The following is a 671-nucleotide window of genomic DNA, read 5'->3' on the forward strand; positions in this document are numbered from 1 at the left end:
CTAGAGAATAATTGCCCGTCCATAGTTAGCAGGGTCAGCTGCATATCCGGTTTATCGCTAACCAGTTGTTCTAACTTTTCCGTAACCGTCTTTGATACTAAAGGTCCATGCTTACCTTGAAGTAAATTCTTTAGTTCTGAATCAAATTGAATCATGTTGGATACAGAAACCATTTCATCTATTGCCATATCGATTTGCCCCTGAACATTTTGTAAGATCTGGTTTGAACTTTGCAACGTATGTTCTCGAATAATTCGCTGTGAAAAAACGTTGGTGATATATAACATAATTACGGTTGGTAATACCAGACAAGCAATTGATGTAAGAATCATTTTTTTTCTAAAAGACAGATTTCGGAAGAGTAATTTCATCATAAACTCCTATTTCAGTGACTAAAGACCATAACCTTTCGTAATTACATGTCCTGAATCTTACATCAGGACCATTTCATATACCATCTATAATTTTAGCATATTAAGAAATATTTTTTCTGAGGCAGGACAATTGTACACATAAAAAATAATAAACGACCTTCCGGAAGATCCGAAAGGCCGTTGAATTAGGAGAATACCGGGGAAAAGTGATACTTTCCCCCAACTAGCATTTATTTGATAATCGCGTGTGCTACCGTCGCAAGATCCACAATGTCAACCTTACCATCGTTGTTCACA

At 36.4% G+C, this 671-nt stretch carries 1 pseudogene; it reads right to left on the bottom strand.

What is annotated here, in order from left to right:
- Positions 1-374: pseudogene (locus tag AC1DUA_RS39855) on the bottom strand (sensor histidine kinase); the annotation flags it as partial.
- Positions 375-671: the final 297 nt, after the last annotated feature.

The sequence above is a fragment of the Paenibacillus sp. 01T422 genome, assembly GCF_056398785.1.